The organism is Rhizobium esperanzae (assembly GCF_014197615.1).
GTDB classification, from domain to species: Bacteria; Pseudomonadota; Alphaproteobacteria; order Rhizobiales; family Rhizobiaceae; genus Rhizobium; species Rhizobium esperanzae_A.
The window spans coordinates 122,770-139,501 of the sequence record NZ_JACIFY010000005.1; the positions used below are offsets into that span (position 1 = coordinate 122,770).

Consider the following 16,732-nt stretch of genomic DNA (forward strand, 5'->3'; position numbering starts at 1 on the left):
CAATCAGGCTTCCAGACCTTTGAGGACATTGGCGACGTTGAGGCCGATCTCCGGCACACCGTAGCCGCCCTCCATGCAGGTGACGACGGGCAGGCCGGCGGCGGAGATCATCTCTCCCATGCGAATGAAGTCCTCCGATTTCAGCTGGAAGAAGGAGATCGGATCACGCTCGAAGGTATCGACGCCAAGTGCCACGACGATCGCCTCGGCGCCGAAGGTTTTGATGCGGGCGAGTGCGTCGGCAAGCGCCCAAGACCAGACATCGAAGGGCGTGTGGGGCGGCATCGGATAGTTGCGATTGGCCCCTGTGCCCTCCCCCTCGCCTTCCTCGTCGACATGGCCGAGGAAATAAGGGAAAGCGTGCATGGGATCGCCGTGCAGCGAGGCGGTGAAGACATCGCCTCGGTGATAGAAGAGATCCTGGGTGCCGTTGCCGTGGTGGAAATCGACATCGAGCACGGCGACCTTCTTCGCGCCGTAATCGAGCAGACGCTGGGCCGCCACGCCGGAATTGTTGATGAAGCAATAGCCGCCGAAGAGATCGATGCCGGCGTGATGGCCGGGCGGGCGGCAGAGCGCGAAGGCGAACCGATTGCCGGCATTCAGCCAATCGGCGCCCGTCACCGCGCAGCGCATCGAGGCGATCGCCGCTTCGTAGGAGCCCTTGGTGATCGAGGTATCGGCGGCATTGGCATAATGGCCGATCGCGCCGACGATATTGTCGGGTACGCGCTGGCTGGTGCGGCGGACCGGGAAGGAATTGGCGATCGCCTCGCCCTCAAAGCCCGCCGCGACCCAGCGATCCCAGACGGTGGCGAGAAAATCGAGATAGGCGGGATCATGAACCTTACGCGCCGTTTCCAGCCCATGCGCATCGGGCGACACGACATCCCGGAAACCTGCGTCCTTGACCGCCGCCAGGATCCATTCGGCCCGGAACGGCGCCTCGAAGGGCGTCACCAGTTGGCCGGCATAAAGCTCGGTCCTGGCATCGCGCAGCTTATGGTCCTCGGAATAGATGACGCGCATTTCGGATTCGTCCTCGATTTAAATTCTAGACTTACATGGCTCGGCCGCGACAAAAAAGCCGGCGCGGCGCCCTTGATCGACACGGGGGATGACTTCACCTTCCCGATGTTTGAAGACCGAAGGAAATTTCCGCATGACGGTGCTGATGGTCGATGTCGACGGTGTGCTCATTCATGGTCGTCCGGCCGACGGGCTGCCCCACTTCACTTATCTCGAGCGCGATCTCGGATTGCGGCCCGACCTGCTGCAGCAGGAATTCTTCCAGACGTGCTGGGGTGACATCATCATCGGCCGCGAGCCGCTGGAACCAAGGCTCGCCGAAGTGCTCGCAAAGATCGCGCCGCATCTCAGCGCCGCTGTCCTGATCGACTACTGGTTCGAGAACGATTCCCGCCTCGACCGCAATCTGCTGACGGATATCGCCGGGCTCAGGCAAAGCGGCGTCACCCTCTTCCTGGCGACCAACCAGGAACACAGGCGGGCGCGCTACCTGATGGAGCAACTCGGCCTTGGCGAACATTTCGACGACATCATCTATTCCGCAGCGCTCGGGCACAGCAAGCCTTCGCCCGACTTCTTCCGGCTGGCGACCGAACGCGCCGGCGTGCCGGCCGGGAAAATCGCCTTCATCGACGATATGGCAGCGAATGTCGAAGCGGCGCGGCAGTTCGGTTGGAATGCGGCGCAATGGACGGCGGGCGCGACGCTCGCCGGGACGCTTCCCATCTTCGCAAGGTGGGCATAGGCGGCGCGGGCGCAATCAGGCGAGCCGTTTGTAGAACAGGGTGGTGTCGCAGAAGCCGCCTTGCGGCCACAGCGCATAATCGGGGATGACGCCGACGCGCTGCCAGCCGAGCCGCGGGTAGATCGCCTCGGCATCGCTGCCGGTTGCCGTGTCGAGCACGAGCAGTGTCTTGCCGTATCGGACCGCCTCGCGTTCGGCGGCCTCCATCAGCAGCCGGGCGAGGCCGCGCCCGCGGGCGGAACGATGCACCAACAGCTTCTTCAGATCGCCGCGATGCGGCTGGTTCGGCATCTGCGCGGCCCCCACCTGCACCGTGCCGACGATCCGGCCCTCCAGTTCGGCGACCAGCAGCAGGCTGGCGCCGATGACGACCGCGTCGGCGACATCGCGCCAATAGGGCTCGGCATCGTCGGGCCCATAGGGCTGCATGAAGCCGACGGAGGCGCCGCCGGCAACGCAATCGGCCAGCACCGCCGACAGAGCCGGAATGGCGGCGCGCGCCTCGTCGGCGGAAAGGATACGAATGTCCGGCATGTTGTTCTCCTGAAATGAAGCTGTCATCGGCCGCCGCGATCGAGCACGACGCAATAGCGCGCCGGCGCGTTGCCGGGATTGTGGAAGACATGGCCCTCGCCGACCGGCATGAAGAGGCAATCGCCGGGTCGCAAGCGGTAAACGGTTTCACCCGCCGTCATCTCCAGCTCGCCGTCGAAGAGCCAGATATGCTGCGTCATGCCATGGGATGCGGCATGCGGGGGAAAGCTGACGCGGGCGCCGGAAGGGAATTCGACTTCGACGATATCGACATCGGAGGCTGTGCCCGGCGCCGAAACGGAACGCCTGAGATAACCGGTTTCGGGATCGCGCCAGATCTGCTGCTCCTGCCGGCGGGCAAGCGGCGAGGCCTGTTCTCCCTCTTCCGCGAAAAAGGCTGACAGCGACAGGCCGAGCGCGGCGCAGATCCTTGCCAGCAGCGAGGCGGTCGGGCTCGCCTCCGCCCGCTCGATGCGCGAGATCATCGCCCGGCTGACGCCGGAGGCAACAGCCAGATCATCCAGCGTCAGGCTCTTTTCCAGCCGCAGCGTACGGATGCGAAGGCCGATCGCCTGTTCGAGCCGCTGTTCCATCGTCCGATCCCATGATTCCACTATAAGAGAAATACATTATCCGATGATGGAATCAAGTCTGCTTCGATGGGGCAGGTCGCGCCTTGCTTTCACCACTCCGGCATCGATATATGGCAGCCGAAATCGGAGGAGAGAATGATGGACGCGAACACGCAGAGCATGGACGAGACGGGAAGCTTCACGGTCGCCGCCTGGAACCGGATAGCGCCTGTCATGGCCGAGATCGAAGTGTTGCCGCTGCTGACACGGCTTTCGGACGGCACGCTGCCGCCGGAGGTTTTCCGGCACTATATCCTGCAGGACGCGCTCTATCTGAAGCATTATGCGCGATGCCTCGCCATTGTCGCGGCCAAGGCGCCCGACAATGCGCAGGTGCTGCGCTTCCTCGGTTCGGCGCAGAAGGCGATCACCGTCGAGCAGGGCCTGCATGCCGGCTTCCTCACCCAGTTCGGCATCTCCTCCGAGGATGTGACGTCAGCCGAACCCTCGTCCGCCTGCTTTGCCTATACGAATTTCCTGCTTGCCACCGCCTATCACAGCTCCTACGCGGTGGCGCTTTCTTCGATCCTGCCCTGTTTCTGGATCTATTGGCACGTCGGCGAAGCGATCAAGAACCGGCCAGCCGTCGAGGGCAATGCCTTCCAGGCCTGGATCAACACCTATGGCGATCCGCAGTTCGCAGCCGGCGCCCGCGAGGTGATCGCGCTGACCGACATCGCCGCCCGCGGCGCCTCGCCCACGGAGCGCATAGAGATGATGGATGTCTTCGTGCGCGCTTCGCAATATGAATGGATGTTCTGGGATTCGGCCTGGCGGCTGGAGACGTGGCCGGTCTGACACGCCTTCGACCGGTGCGCAAAATAGCGTAAACAGCAGGATAATTACCGCTTTGCGGCAGGGGGCGGCGCTGCTATATGGCGCGCATGAGCACCAATTCGACCACTCCGCTGTCCCATATCCGCAACTTCTCGATCGTGGCCCACATCGACCACGGCAAATCGACGCTGGCCGACCGCCTGATCCAGACGACGGGCGGCCTTGCCGAGCGCGAAATGTCCGAGCAGGTGCTCGACAATATGGATATCGAGCGCGAGCGCGGCATCACCATCAAGGCCCAGACCGTGCGCCTGCATTACCAGGCAAACAACGGCGAAAAATACATTCTCAACCTGATCGACACGCCCGGCCACGTCGACTTCGCCTATGAAGTCTCGCGCTCGCTGTCGGCTTGCGAGGGCTCGCTGCTCGTCGTCGACGCCAGCCAGGGCGTCGAAGCGCAGACGCTCGCCAACGTCTACCAGGCGATCGACAACAATCACGAGCTCGTCACCGTCCTCAACAAGATCGACCTGCCGGCCGCAGAACCCGACCGGATCAAGGAACAGATCGAGGAAGTGATCGGCATCGACGCCTCGGAGGCCGTGCTGATCTCGGCCAAAACCGGCCTCGGCATTCCCGATGTGCTGGAGGCGATCGTCCACAAGCTGCCGGCGCCGAAAAGCCCGGGCGGCGACAAGGCGCCGCTGAAGGCGCTGCTCGTCGACAGCTGGTACGACACCTATCTCGGCGTCATGGTTCTCGTGCGCATCATCGACGGCGTGCTGACCAAGGGCCAGACGATCCGCATGATGGGCACGGATGCCAAATACCAGGTGGAGCGCGTCGGCGTGCTGACGCCGAAGATGGTCAATGTCGACAGCCTCGGCCCCGGCGAGATCGGCTTCATCACCGCCTCGATCAAGGAAGTGGCCGATACCCGCGTCGGAGACACGATCACCGAGGACAAGCGGCCGACGGCGCAAGCGCTGCCGGGCTTCAAGCCGGCGCAGCCGGTGGTGTTCTGCGGCCTCTTCCCGGTCGATGCCGCCGATTTCGAAGATCTGCGCGCCGCCATGGGCAAGCTTCGCCTCAACGACGCCTCCTTCTCCTTCGAGATGGAATCCTCGGCCGCCCTCGGCTTCGGTTTCCGCTGCGGCTTCCTCGGCCTCTTACATCTCGAAATCATTCAGGAACGGCTGGAGCGCGAGTTCGACCTCGACCTCATCGCCACCGCGCCTTCCGTCGTCTACAAGATGTACATGACCGACGGCTCCGAGCGCGAGCTGCACAACCCGGCCGACATGCCCGATGTCGTCAAGATCTCCGAAATCCACGAGCCGTGGATCCGTGCGACGATCCTGACGCCTGACGATTATCTCGGCGGCATCCTGAAACTTTGCCAGGACCGGCGCGGGATCCAGATCGAACTCACCTATGTCGGCACGCGCGCGATGCTGACCTACGATCTGCCGCTCAACGAAGTCGTCTTCGATTTCTACGACCGGCTGAAGTCGATCTCGAAGGGTTATGCCTCCTTCGATTACACGCTCACCGACCACCGCGAGGGCAACCTCGTGAAGATGTCGATCCTCGTCAACGGCGAGCCGGTCGATGCTCTCTCGATGATGGTGCACCGCACCGCCGCCGAAAAGCGCGGCCGCGACATGTGCGAGAAGCTCAAGGAACTGATCCCGAAGCACATGTTCAAGATCCCGATCCAGGCGGCGATCGGCGGCAACGTCATTGCCCGCGAGACGATCTCGGCGCTGCGCAAGGACGTGACGGCGAAATGCTACGGCGGCGACGCCACCCGCAAGCGCAAGCTGCTCGACAAGCAGAAGGCCGGCAAGAAGCGCATGCGCCAGTTCGGCAAGGTGGAGATCCCGCAGGAAGCCTTCATCGCGGCGCTGAAGATGGGCGACGAATAACGCTTCTCAATCACATCCTATGCGCATATGATCTGCGCATAGGACCGAGGAGAGCCTTATGACCCAGCAGGCGAGAAAAGCAGCGAACCTCTCTCTCGATGAAGGTCTCGTCTCCCAGGCGCGTGAGCTGAAGATCAACATATCCAGGGCGGCGGAAGATGGGATCGCCAAGGCGATAAAGGCGGAACGCGAACGGCTTTGGCGCATCGAGAACGCCGAGGCTATCGCTGCTTCCAATGCCTATGTCGAAAAGCACGGCCTTCCGCTTCAGAAATATCGGCAGTTCTGATGGCCCGGTTTCATGTCTACAATCTCACCCATACGGGTGCGCTTGTTCTTGATCTGCAATCCGACCTGCTTGGCGAGCTGACGACGCGGATCATGGCGCCAATGCTTCCGTTGGAAGCTCTCCCCAAGATCATGCGCCAGCTCAATCCGCAATTCATGATCAACGATCTGCCCTATGTGATGGCTACTCAATTTACCGGCTCGATTTCCACAAAGGAAATCGGAGGCGCCGTCGCTGATCTGACCTCCCATAGCGATCGCATTATCGCGGCCGTCGACTTTCTCTTCCAGGGCTTCTGAGCCTTCATTCCCTGCCCATATACTCCTTCACCAGCCCCTCATAAGCGTCCATCGCAGGCAGGGCCGCGTAGCTGTACACCGCCCCTGTCTCCGCAAAGGCCAGCTTCTCGCTCGTCCATGTCTCGATGAAGGGGGTGAACCAGCTTACATCGTCGAGCATGGTGACGCGCAGATTGACGAACCAGTCCATGCCTTCCGGCCGGGTGAACATCCAGCTCATGCAATGCGGGCAGAAATAATGCTTGGTGACGCCGTGCAGGCCGCCGATAACCGGCTCGCCTTTGGTGACCTCGAAGCCTTCGCTGGGGATGGCGGCGCTCAGCGAATAGGCGCTCGCCGTCATCCTCTGGCAGCCTGTGCAATGGCATGCCATGGTCAGCAGCGGCGGCGCACCGACCTTCAACCGTACCCGGCCGCAGCGGCAGCCGCCTTCCAAGGGTAAATTCAATTTGCTCATGGTTCCCTCCGTTTCGCTTTCTCATCTAGCGGAGTGATTCCGAGTGTCGAGATGGGAACCGGATTAGCGAATGCGGGCCGGATTGCCGACCACGGTTGCACCGGCAGGTACATGCTTCGTCACCACAGCGCCGGCGCCGACGATCGCGCCATCGCCGATCGTCACGCCGCCGAGGATGATGGCGCCGCCGCCGATCCACACGTCCTTGCCGATCGTGACCGGCCGGGCGATCTCGATGCCCTGGCTGCGAAGCGCTGCATCCCTGTGATGTTCGGCGCAATAGATCTGCACGCCGGGGCCGAACATGCTGCGGTCGCCGATGCTCACCCGGCCGGAATCGAGGATGGTGCAGCCGGCATTGAAATAGACGCGTTCGCCGAGAAGGATATTGATGGCGTAGGAACAGTGAAACGGCGCCTCGATGAAGACATCGGGCGCCGCCTGTGCAAAGAGCGCCCTCAGGGCGGGTGCTACGGCGCCGCGTTCCTCCGGCGGCAGCGTGTTGTGCGCGTGGATGGCCAAGCGCGCCTGCCGGCGCAAGAGATCGAGCGCGTCGTCGAGGCAGCAATACCATTGCCCCGCCGCCATCTTCTCGCGTTCGCTTGCCGGCATCGTCTCGCCTCTCACGCCGAAGCCTGCGACAGCACCACGATCTCTTGCGGTTCGATCAGGCTGACCCATGCGCGGGCAATGGCAAGGCCGGCGGCATCGGCGGCACCGCCATGTCTTGCCGCCAGTTCGGCATGGCTTTCCAGCCAGCCGGGGGCGATGCGCGCGATCGTATCGGGGAAATCGGCCTTCCACTCTTCGACGACGCTGGTGTTCGCCTCGAAATGGAACTGGGTGCCATAGACAGCGCGGCCGACGCGGAAGGCCTGATTCTCGGCGACGGGGCTGGTGGCGAGACGGACGGCACCCTCCGGCAGGGTAAAGGTATCGGCATGCCATTCGAAGATGGTGAATTCGCCGCCGAGCGCCTGTAGCAGCGGATCGGCCTGCCCCTCGCCGGTGACACCGATCTTATGCCAGCCGAACTCGCGGGCAGCGCCCAACAGATTGTCGGCGCCATAGGCACGGGCGAGGATCTGGCTGCCGAGGCAGATGCCGAGCACGGCCTTGCCAGCATCGCCGAAGCAGCGCGCCAGCCGGGCGAGCTCCGGCAGGTAGGGATGCGCCGCGTCATCCAGGGCGCTCTGCTCGCCGCCGAGGACGACGAGCGCATCATGCCTGGAGATATCCTGCGGCAGGATGCCGTCCTGCCACACGCGAAACCACTCGATGTCAGCTCCCGCTTCGTCGAGCGCTCTGGCGAGCGCTCCGAGACCGGTATTGCGCATATTTTCGACGACGGCGACTCGCATCAGCTTTCCCCGGTATGACCACCGGGGAAGAGACCATGCCGGAGAACCGCGCGCAAGATGCTTAAACGCGCCATTGCGTGGGCGCGCTGTAGAGGCTTAAATCCATGCAAACGAAAGGAAACATCATGACCGAAAAAGCCCGTGTCTCGATCCTCTACTGCACTCAGTGCAACTGGCTGCTGCGCGCCGCCTGGATGGCGCAGGAGCTGCTGCACACTTTTTCCGACAGTCTCGGCGAGGTGGCGCTGATCCCCGGCACCGGCGGCAATTTCGAGATCCGCGTCAACGGCGATCTCATCTGGGAACGCAAGCGCGACGGCGGCTTTCCCGGGCCGAAGGAGCTGAAGCAACGGGTCCGCGACATCGTCGAGCCCGGCCGCGATCTCGGCCATGTCGACCGCGCCTCGCTGGAAAGCTGAGCGGACCCACTCAGCGATAGGGCGAACGGCAGACCCGATAGACGCCTTCATAGGTGAGGAAGTGATCCGTCCTCGGATTGTAGGAGCGGTATTCATTGGTGCACCAGGCGATATGCTTGTTTGCAGCGTTCGGCTGAATCTTTTGCACCGGCGGCGGATCATAGGTCAGTTGCGGCCGGCCGGCGGCGCCCGGCAGATAATAGGTCGGTCCCGTCGCGCCGCGCGGCCGGTAATTCGGCTGAACATAGGCGGGGCGATGCCATTGCTGCGGCCCGAAACCGAAGCAGCCGCGAAAATCGCAAAGCGTCGATCCGGTGTTGAGCGGCCCGACCCCCGGCCTGCCCAGCTTCAGCGAATCAGCCGCTGCCATGGCTGGCGCGAGGGCTAAAAGACCGGCAAGCAGAAGGGCGCGGGAAACGGACATGCAGCATTCCTTTCGATATTTCCTTTATATAGGGCGTGCCGACCGGAGCGCTATGCCTGGTCTCCGGTCGTTCCCCACAGGCGGCCGGCTGCTTTTTCGTCAACTGTCAGAAAAACTTCAAAAACCCAGTTGACAGTCAGAAGCCGCCCCCTTACATCGCTCTCCGTCGCCCAGATGGCGGAATTGGTAGACGCGCCAGCTTCAGGTGCTGGTACCCGAAAGGGTGTGGAGGTTCGAGTCCTCTTCTGGGCACCATTCCCGTTTCAGCCGCCAAAAGCGGTCCAGAAACATCCCCAAAGAAGCCCGGTTTACCGGGTTTTTTTATTGCCTGATGTCTGAATGACGTCCCATTCATCCAGACACTTTGTTGGCATCAATGCCCTGAGCCAAGGCCAATGGGTCGACGTTTGCTCAGGCGGCCATATGGGGCGTCGTCTTCCGGCTGTCGGGAATAACGGTTAGAACCCCCATACCGGCTTCCCTGGCAGCGCTGAGGAGCAATTCCCGGAGTTCGTCCATGCCGATCTGGCCGATAATGGCATCGGCGCAAGCCTTCACGGCGACGACATATTCCTCTCCGTCTTCAAACGGCCAGTCCACCATCAGCACCTCGGCGGCGTCGCGCAGCGTCCTGACGATCCTGCGCTTGTGCCGGCCACCAAGAAAGAGAACAAGAGGCGCAAAATCCGCCGATGTGTTCCATTGCATGGCACTTTCTCCCCAAAGGTTAGAATATTAGTAACAATGCAAGAAGCATGCCGTCAACCGGTCGAGATGCTTTCTGGGGGGTCTCGATCCATCCGCCGGAGTACCCGCAGGCTCTCGCGAAGCGGCCTTCAGAACATGCGGGCTTCGAGCGCGCGACGACGGCCGAAAGCCTGCCGCTGCGGCGGACCGAAGAAGAGGGCATGGTCAAATATTCGATTGTCGACCGGTCCGAAGCAAATGCCAGCTTCGACTATCTAAGGATGGAGCTTCCGGTCGAACGTTTCCGGCAGTCGCGTCCAGAGGTTTTCTGACCGCCTGAAGCGCCTACCGCACCGGCTGATAATGGCCGCGCAGCGGCACCTTGTCATCCATCGAGATGAAACCGTCGCGTTCGCAGACATACATCAGCGTCGGCATGCCGCCGGAGCGGAAGATCTCGTCGTAACGGCGGCGGATCTGGACGGTTTCGGTGCGGCAATTATAGGATTCTTCGTCTTTCTTATCCGGCTGCGCCTTGACGCCGGGAAGACCCTTGTAGGGATAGAGGGGTTGAACGCCGGAATCGACCGACTTCCTCCAGTCGACGGCAAGGGCGGACGACAGGGCAAGGCCGGACACGGCAATGAGCAGCATCGGAAACATCATCACAAACCGCATCAGAAGCTGCATGGCAACTCTCCTGCCGGCAACAGGCCGCTCTCAGGATGTAGGGAAAGCAAAGGCCGGCATCAAGCGGCCGCAGCGGGCGGCTTCCTGAAATAACTTCTGATGAGGGGGTGGCCGAACAGGCCGGCGAGGATCGCAAAACCCGCGCCGACGACGAAACCGGCAAGAAGACCGCCGATGATGCCGGCGATCAGCAGGATTTTCCTGCTCGGGCCATCGGCCTTGACCGGCGGCTCGGCCGGCGAGATGACGCGAATGTTACTTTGGTTGAGGTTCTGCTCCTCGCTCGTCTGGCTGGAGCGCTTCAGAACCGTCTCGTAGATATCGCGCGCCGCCGTCGCCTTGCGCTGCAATTCGTTCAATTCTACCTGCTTGTCGGAGGTGCTCGCCTGCAAAGCCTTCTGCACGGCAAGCTCCTTGGCGACGCTGTCTTCGGCGGCCTTGGCCTGCTCGTATTCGCCTCTTGCCGAGGTGGCGAGGCGCTGCAATTCGCCCTTGATTTCGCCCGATATGCTCTGCAGCGAGGAGCGGGCCGCCTGCAGGCGCGGATGACGCGCGCCCATCTGGCTTTCGAGGCTGCCGACGGCGGCGGCCTGGGTGGCATATTGCTGACGCAGGCTGACGAGCGGCGAGGTGACGCCGCCTTCCGCCTGGTTGCCGGCGACGACGTCCTCGACGCGGAGATTGGCGACCGCATCGGCACGCGCTTTGGCCTGGATGGTCTTTTCCTGCGCCGTTACCAGCAGCGTGTTCAGCGAGACCAGCCGCTGATCGGAGATCAAATTGCCCTCGGTCGCGGCCATGTCGTTGTCGGCGCGGAAGGTTTCGACGGCCTGTTCGGCCTCCAGCACCTTCCGGCGCAGATCGTCGAGGCGTCCGTCGAGCGTCGAGGAGGTGTTTTCGTAGATGCCGTTCGAGGCGCTGTTTTCCTCTTCGGTGAAGGAGGTGACGACCTGGTTGGCAAGCCTTGCGGATTTTTCCGGATCGTTCGTCGTCGCGGCAAGTGAGACGACATAGGTGGTGGCCTCGCGGGTGATAACCAGTGCCTTCTGCAGCGTACCGATCACGGCGGCGCCATCGGTGCGGCCACCGGTGAATTCCGGATCCTGGTCAAGCTTCATAGCCTGGACGACGCGGCGCAGCACATTGCCCGACGTCAGGATCTGCACCTGGCTATCGATCAGCGTCGAGATCATTTCCGGCGAGGGTCCCGAAGATTGCGCGCCCGGATCGGCAAGGCCGATCTGGCGCGGATCGAAATAGAGGCTGCTGACGGCGGTGAATTTCTGCCCGATGAACGGCGCCAGCGCTCCGCCGGCAACGCCGCCGAGAAGCGCCAGACCGAGCACGACCAGCCGCCGGCTCCAGATCGCGGCGATACTGGAGCGCAGATCGAGAAGGGGCGCGTCAGGCGCAGCTGCAGCGTTCGACGGCGCGTCGACGACAGGCTGCTTCTGATGCAGAGGTGGAGGCGGAGGTGGCGGCGCCGGACGCTCGGATTGCCGGGTTTGCGCAACCCTTGCCGGCGGCGGCACAGAGACAGGAGGCGGGGCGGGTTCAGGCGGCGGAGGGACAAAATCGTCCGGACGGACGACAGGACTGCGCATGCGCACGCCTTCCGGCGCAGTCTGAGGCGGCTCAAAACTGCGCCAGCCGGGGAGCCGGCTTACCCTGTTCCTGTCATACTGGTTCATACGCGCACTCGTGTCCCGCCCAGCGTGAAAGACTGAAGCCGAGGTGCCGAGACTTTAGAAATTCTTAGCTAACGGACCGTTAAAATAATTTCAGCGACGCAATGTTGCGATTTGACGCGATTGCGAGGGGTAACGATGAGGGCGAGACGACATCTGACAGCGCTGCTGCTTGCCGCCGCGCTCGTCCCCTCGCCGGCCCTTGCAGCGGACGCGCCCTGTTACCGCGGCGTCAATCTTTCCGGCGGCGAATATGGCGAACGCGACGGCACCTACGGCACCAATTATAACTATCCCAGCGAAGAGACGATCGGCTATTTCGCCGAAAAGGGCATGACGATCGTCCGGCTGCCCTTCCGCTGGGAGCGGCTGCAGCCGGCGCTCGGCGGGCGGCTCGACGAGGACGAACTCAAGCGGATCAAGGATACCGTCGGCCTGATCCGCAAGCACGGCATGGCCGTGCTGCTCGACCCGCATAATTTCGGCTATTACGACAAGACCCAGGTCGGCACGGCGCCGGCGACGGATGCCGCCTTCGCTGATTTCTGGGCAAGGCTCGCGGTCGAATTCGCCAATCAGGACGGCATTCTCTTCGGTCTGATGAACGAGCCGCACGACATCAAGGCGACGGACTGGCTCACTGCCGCCAATGCGGCGATCCGCAGCATTCGCGCCGTCGGCGCCCGCAATCTCATTCTGGTGCCGGGGACGGCGTGGAGCGGTGCTCACAGCTGGGAAAAGGACGTGATCGGCGGCGCCAACGGCACTGTCATGCTCGGCGTGCGCGACCCTCTCGATTTCTACGCCTATGAGGTCCACCAGTATCTCGACGTCGATTCTTCCGGGACCCACCCGACATGCGAAGGTGCGGACGGCGCGGTCGAGGCGATCGCCGGCGTCACCGCCTGGCTGAAGCGGAACCACAAGCGCGGCTTTCTCGGCGAATTCGGCGCCGCCGCCGACAAGGATTGCATGAGCGGGCTGACCGAGATCTACGCCACCTTGACCGGCAATGGCGACGCCTGGCTTGGCTGGTCTTATTGGGCGGCGGGCGACTGGTGGCCGGCGGACGAGCCGTTCAACGTCCAGCCGCGCAAAGGCCCTGAGCGACCACAGATGCGGCTTCTGGCCGAGGCGGCAAAGGCCGATACCGGCATTTGCTCCGCCGTCAAGCCGGCGAGGAAGTGAGAATGGCGGTCAGCGACCACAAGGCTGCGACCTTCGCTGTGGCCGGCAACCGGCTCGATGGCGCAGGCGCGGCATCGCGCGTCGATTACCCGGTGCTGTGGCTCGGCCTGCTGTCGGTGCTCTACAACGGCATTCTCGCCTTCATCAACCACAACATCATGCCGCTGTCGATGACGCATGTCGCCGCCAGCGAAGGCCTGATCATGGCGAGCGCCATCATCTACATCCTGCACAGAGGCATCTACGAGACCGACCTGCCGGCCTTCCTGTTCCTGCTGTTCACGCTCGTCGTGACCATCTATGTCAGCGTGCTGAACCGCATGCTGTTCATCGATCATTTCCGCAACATTCTGATCATCTTCTGCTTTACCGGGCTCGGGGGCTGGAGCAACGAGAAGACGATGAAGCTCGCCTTTCGCGGGGCAAGCCTTACGGTGCTGATCTTCCTGATCTTCGAGATCATCAGCGTGCCGTTCTTTGTCAGCATCGTGCATCCGTCCGATTATTTCGCCAATACGCGCGGACTGCTGCCGCTGAGCTACAACACCACGGGCCTGTTTCAGAACGCGCTCGGCTTTCCCGAGCGTTTCTCCTTCGGCATCATCGACCACCGTTCCTCGTCGATCTTTCTCGAGCAGGTGTCGCTCGCCAATTTCTGCGGCGTGATCGCGATCTACCTGATTTCCATGTGGGAAAGACTAGGCCGCTGGGACCGGCTGCTGTTCATTGCCACGGCCGTGCTGATCCTGGTGACGAACGACACCCGCACGATGCTGATCTTCTGTTTTGCCTGCATCGCCGGTTATTTCGTCTTTCCGAAGATCCCGAAAAATTTCAATCTGGCGCTGATGCCGCTGATCGTCGCTGCGGGTTTTCTGGTCTACACCTTGAAACCCAATGCGACCGGCGACAACTTCACCGGCCGCATCAACCTGACGATGAAGAAGATCATGGAACTCGATCCGCTCGCCGTCCTCGGGCTTTCGGTCGACCGGGTCGCGGAATTTGCCGACAGCGGCTATGTCTATCTGATCTACGCGGCGACGATCTTCGGCGTCATCGCCCTCTGGCTGTTCGTCTGCCTTTTTCCCGCCGGGCGCACGGCGGCGCAGCGGCGCTGCGCCCATTCACTTTCTCTTTTCATTTTTCTGAATATGATGATCGGGGGAACCGCCGTTTTCTCGATGAAGATCGCCGGCCTCCTCTGGTTCGTCGTCGGATATATGCGCTTCCACGACAGCCCGCGCATCCGGCAGGGTGGTCCGGCAGATGTAGAGAGTTGACCGCAGCGGCACGGTTCTGACCGACGCCCGAGGGAGCAAGACGCCAGATGCTTGTCCAGCTTCAATATCTGCGCGCCGTCGCGGCGCTGATGGTCGTCTATTTCCACGCGATATTGCAGCTTGCCAAGGTCAATCCGGCGGTCGACGCCACCGCCTTGGTCTATGGTGAAACCGGCGTCGACATCTTCTTCGTGCTCAGCGGTTTCGTCATGTGGCTGACAACGAGCGGGCGGGCGATGAGCCCCGTCGATTTCGCCCACCGGCGCATCAAAAGGATCGTTCCGCTCTATTGGCTGGCAACGCTGTTTTCGGCTGCGGTGGCGCTGGTGGCCCCGTCACTGCTGAAATCGACGGTGTTCGACCTGCCGCATCTCATCGCCTCGCTGTTCTTCCTGCCGTGGGCCAATCCCGCCGATCCCGCCACGATCACGCCGGTGGTCGTGCCGGGCTGGACGCTGAATTACGAAATGTTCTTCTACTTCGTTTTCGCGCTGCTGCTGCCGCTCCGGGAAGTCCGCCGTATACCGGCGATGTTTGCCGTCTTTGCCGTCGTCCTGATCGCCTGCCGGCTTTTGCCTGATACAACCGCCACCCGGTTCTATGGCGAGCCGATCATATTGGAATTTCTCGCCGGCGTCGTGCTCGGCTGGCTCTATGGGCAGAAGCTGCTTCTGCCCAACCGCTGGGCTTGGGCGGTGCTTGCCCTGGGTTTTGCGTTCCTCTTCATCAACGAGGCGCTGATGCCGCCGGAAAGCCGGTTCTACGCCTGGGGTATCCCGGCAATCTTCATCGTCTATAGTGCTGTTTCGACCGACTTTTCCAGGCTGCCGATCATCGGCTGGCTGAACTATCTCGGTGACTGCTCCTACAGCATCTATATCACCCACGCCTTCACGCTGGCTTTCCTGAGGGTCGCCGCCGACCGCCTGCCGTTTGGCATCCTGCAGCAGCCGGTGCTCTTCATCGTCCTGGCGCTGGTGCTTTCGTCGATCGGCGGCGTGATCATCCATGAAATCACGACGCCGCGACGAAAGGTGGCGGTTGTCAGCCGCCCGCCGGCCTAAAACATGTCGCGCCCCCTGGGATTTGCCTACCGCGCTTTACATCCTTGGCATCTCGATGTCGCAAATTGCTCAGCGGCTTTGCGCGACATGCTTTATTTCAGCCAATGAAGGCGAGAATACACATCCAGGCGGCGCTGGTGGCACAGCTTTTCCAGCAACTTCTCCTAAGCTGACCAGCGATGAGAGAACTTGCAGGAACGTGATGGTTTATCTTGCAATTTGTCGCATGAATGAAAGTGCACCGGCCTATTCGCGGCCCAGGGTTTGATCTAAGCACGGCGGCGATCTTGCAGAGGGAAGAGGGAAAGACATGAGAAGCTATGTATTGACGGTATCCTGCAAATCGACGCGTGGCATCGTGGCGGCGATTTCGAGCTATCTGGCCGAGAAGGGCTGCAACATCATCGACTCCAGCCAGTTCGACGATCTCGATACCGGCAGGTTCTTCATGCGCGTCAGCTTCATTTCCGAAGAGGGCCTGTCCGGCACCGAGATCGGCGCCGATTTTGCCGCTGTCGCCGCACCCTTTGCGATGGAATACGAATTCCACGACAGCGAGAGCCGCATGAAGGTGCTGTTGATGGTGTCGCGCTTCGGCCATTGTCTCAACGACCTGCTCTACCGCTGGAAGATCGGCGCCCTGCCGATCGACATCGTCGGCGTCGTCTCCAACCATTTCGACTACCAGAAGGTCGTCGTCAATCACGACATCCCCTTCCACCATATCCCGGTCACCAAGGCCAACAAGGTTCAGGCCGAAGCCCATATCATGGAGGTGGCCGAGCAGACCGGCACCGAACTGATCGTGCTCGCCCGCTACATGCAGATCCTGTCGGACGAGATGTGCCAGAAGATGTCGGGCAAGATCATCAACATCCACCACTCCTTCCTGCCGAGCTTCAAGGGCGCCAATCCCTACAAACAGGCCTATGGCCGCGGTGTGAAGCTGATCGGGGCGACCGCCCATTACGTCACCGCCGATCTCGACGAAGGTCCGATCATCGAGCAGGACACGGCGCGCATCACCCATGCGCAATCGCCGGACGACTATGTCTCGATCGGCCGCGATGTCGAAAGCCAGGTGCTGGCGCGCGCCATCCACGCCCATATCCACCACCGAACCTTCATCAACGGCAACCGCACCGTCGTCTTCCCGGCAAGCCCCGGCAGTTTCGCTTCCGAACGCATGGGCTGAGGGGCGCCGAAGCTCACATCTCTTTTGCTGGCGAAAGACA

21 protein-coding genes and 1 tRNA gene are annotated in these 16,732 nt (G+C 62.0%); 12 read left to right on the forward strand and 10 right to left on the reverse strand.

Annotated features, from left to right (window positions below):
* Positions 1-3: 3 nt before the first annotated feature.
* On the reverse strand, positions 4-1,029 hold the full coding sequence (locus GGD57_RS08865; protein WP_184468820.1) for a histone deacetylase family protein: 1,026 nt from the start codon (positions 1,027-1,029) through the stop codon (positions 4-6).
* Between the two features lie 133 nt (positions 1,030-1,162).
* Here GGD57_RS08865 and GGD57_RS08870 point away from each other — a divergent pair, with 133 nt between their 5' ends.
* Positions 1,163-1,774 (forward strand): HAD-IA family hydrolase, encoded by a 612-nt coding sequence (locus tag GGD57_RS08870; protein WP_184468822.1) that lies wholly within the window; start codon positions 1,163-1,165, stop codon positions 1,772-1,774.
* A 15-nt stretch (positions 1,775-1,789) separates the two neighbouring features.
* Here GGD57_RS08870 and GGD57_RS08875 read toward each other — a convergent pair whose 3' ends face one another.
* Complete coding sequence (locus GGD57_RS08875) at positions 1,790-2,308, reverse strand: GNAT family N-acetyltransferase (RefSeq protein WP_184468823.1); 519 nt, start codon at positions 2,306-2,308, stop codon at positions 1,790-1,792.
* 23 nt (positions 2,309-2,331) lie between these two features.
* Positions 2,332-2,901: a helix-turn-helix domain-containing protein gene (locus GGD57_RS08880; protein WP_184468825.1), complete on the reverse strand. Its 570-nt coding sequence runs from the start codon at positions 2,899-2,901 to the stop codon at positions 2,332-2,334.
* 138 nt (positions 2,902-3,039) lie between these two features.
* Here GGD57_RS08880 and tenA point away from each other — a divergent pair, with 138 nt between their 5' ends.
* From tenA to GGD57_RS08900, 4 genes are all read left to right on the forward strand, one after another.
* The gene (gene tenA, locus GGD57_RS08885; RefSeq protein WP_184469162.1) at positions 3,040-3,738 is read left to right on the forward strand and encodes a thiaminase II; all 699 of its coding nucleotides are present in this window, start codon (positions 3,040-3,042) and stop codon (positions 3,736-3,738) included.
* Positions 3,739-3,815: 77 nt separating this feature from the next.
* Positions 3,816-5,648, forward strand: a complete 1,833-nt coding sequence (lepA, locus tag GGD57_RS08890; RefSeq protein WP_184468827.1) for a translation elongation factor 4 — start codon at positions 3,816-3,818, stop codon at positions 5,646-5,648.
* Positions 5,649-5,706: 58 nt separating this feature from the next.
* Positions 5,707-5,937: a type II toxin-antitoxin system CcdA family antitoxin gene (locus GGD57_RS08895; protein ID WP_184468829.1), complete on the forward strand. Its 231-nt coding sequence runs from the start codon at positions 5,707-5,709 to the stop codon at positions 5,935-5,937.
* Entirely contained in the window at positions 5,937-6,236 is a 300-nt protein-coding gene (locus tag GGD57_RS08900) for a CcdB family protein (protein ID WP_184468831.1), read from the forward strand. The genes GGD57_RS08895 and GGD57_RS08900 overlap by 1 nt, the downstream gene beginning before the upstream one ends.
* 4 nt (positions 6,237-6,240) lie before the next feature.
* Here the strand turns inward: GGD57_RS08900 and GGD57_RS08905 are convergent, their stop codons facing one another.
* The 3 genes from GGD57_RS08905 to GGD57_RS08915 all read right to left on the reverse strand — a co-directional run bounded on the left by GGD57_RS08905 (position 6,241) and on the right by GGD57_RS08915 (position 8,054).
* A complete protein-coding gene (locus tag GGD57_RS08905; RefSeq protein ID WP_184468833.1) occupies positions 6,241-6,693 on the reverse strand; it encodes a GFA family protein in 453 nt (150 codons plus the stop codon).
* A 63-nt stretch (positions 6,694-6,756) separates the two neighbouring features.
* Positions 6,757-7,305 (reverse strand): sugar O-acetyltransferase, encoded by a 549-nt coding sequence (locus GGD57_RS08910; RefSeq protein WP_184468835.1) that lies wholly within the window; start codon positions 7,303-7,305, stop codon positions 6,757-6,759.
* Positions 7,306-7,316: 11 nt separating this feature from the next.
* The gene (locus GGD57_RS08915; protein WP_184468837.1) at positions 7,317-8,054 is read right to left on the reverse strand and encodes a type 1 glutamine amidotransferase; all 738 of its coding nucleotides are present in this window, start codon (positions 8,052-8,054) and stop codon (positions 7,317-7,319) included.
* A gap of 125 nt (positions 8,055-8,179) precedes the next feature.
* Here GGD57_RS08915 and GGD57_RS08920 point away from each other — a divergent pair, with 125 nt between their 5' ends.
* Positions 8,180-8,473 carry a SelT/SelW/SelH family protein gene (locus GGD57_RS08920; protein ID WP_071084390.1) on the forward strand — a complete coding sequence of 98 codons (294 nt, stop codon included), beginning with the start codon at positions 8,180-8,182 and terminating at the stop codon, positions 8,471-8,473.
* Between the two features lie 10 nt (positions 8,474-8,483).
* On the opposite strand, the gene GGD57_RS08925 is transcribed toward GGD57_RS08920, so the two are convergent.
* A complete protein-coding gene (locus GGD57_RS08925; RefSeq protein WP_184468839.1) occupies positions 8,484-8,897 on the reverse strand; it encodes a BA14K family protein in 414 nt (137 codons plus the stop codon).
* A 168-nt stretch (positions 8,898-9,065) separates the two neighbouring features.
* Here GGD57_RS08925 and GGD57_RS08930 point away from each other — a divergent pair.
* Positions 9,066-9,152 (forward strand) — tRNA-Leu (locus tag GGD57_RS08930).
* Positions 9,153-9,308: 156 nt separating this feature from the next.
* Here the strand turns inward: GGD57_RS08930 and GGD57_RS08935 are convergent.
* Positions 9,309-9,605 (reverse strand): DUF982 domain-containing protein, encoded by a 297-nt coding sequence (locus tag GGD57_RS08935; protein ID WP_184468841.1) that lies wholly within the window; start codon positions 9,603-9,605, stop codon positions 9,309-9,311.
* A 47-nt stretch (positions 9,606-9,652) separates the two neighbouring features.
* On the opposite strand from GGD57_RS08935, the gene GGD57_RS29115 reads away from it, so the two are divergent.
* The gene (locus GGD57_RS29115) at positions 9,653-9,916 is read left to right on the forward strand and encodes a hypothetical protein (RefSeq protein ID WP_184469175.1); all 264 of its coding nucleotides are present in this window, start codon (positions 9,653-9,655) and stop codon (positions 9,914-9,916) included.
* Positions 9,917-9,929: 13 nt separating this feature from the next.
* Here GGD57_RS29115 and GGD57_RS08945 read toward each other — a convergent pair whose 3' ends face one another.
* Both GGD57_RS08945 and GGD57_RS08950 read right to left on the reverse strand, forming a co-directional pair.
* Entirely contained in the window at positions 9,930-10,262 is a 333-nt protein-coding gene (locus GGD57_RS08945; RefSeq protein WP_184469165.1) for a hypothetical protein, read from the reverse strand.
* A 71-nt stretch (positions 10,263-10,333) separates the two neighbouring features.
* Positions 10,334-11,965, reverse strand: coding sequence for a GumC family protein (locus GGD57_RS08950; RefSeq protein WP_184468843.1), 1,632 nt, complete (start codon positions 11,963-11,965; stop codon positions 10,334-10,336).
* A 135-nt stretch (positions 11,966-12,100) separates the two neighbouring features.
* Here GGD57_RS08950 and GGD57_RS08955 point away from each other — a divergent pair, with 135 nt between their 5' ends.
* The 4 genes from GGD57_RS08955 to purU all read left to right on the forward strand — a co-directional run bounded on the left by GGD57_RS08955 (position 12,101) and on the right by purU (position 16,692).
* Complete coding sequence (locus GGD57_RS08955; protein WP_184468845.1) at positions 12,101-13,150, forward strand: glycoside hydrolase family 5 protein; 1,050 nt, start codon at positions 12,101-12,103, stop codon at positions 13,148-13,150.
* 2 nt (positions 13,151-13,152) lie between these two features.
* The gene (locus GGD57_RS08960) at positions 13,153-14,433 is read left to right on the forward strand and encodes a hypothetical protein (protein WP_184468848.1); all 1,281 of its coding nucleotides are present in this window, start codon (positions 13,153-13,155) and stop codon (positions 14,431-14,433) included.
* Positions 14,434-14,480: 47 nt separating this feature from the next.
* Positions 14,481-15,497: an acyltransferase family protein gene (locus GGD57_RS08965; protein ID WP_184468849.1), complete on the forward strand. Its 1,017-nt coding sequence runs from the start codon at positions 14,481-14,483 to the stop codon at positions 15,495-15,497.
* A gap of 310 nt (positions 15,498-15,807) precedes the next feature.
* On the forward strand, positions 15,808-16,692 hold the full coding sequence (gene purU / locus GGD57_RS08970; protein WP_184468852.1) for a formyltetrahydrofolate deformylase: 885 nt from the start codon (positions 15,808-15,810) through the stop codon (positions 16,690-16,692).
* Positions 16,693-16,732: the final 40 nt, after the last annotated feature.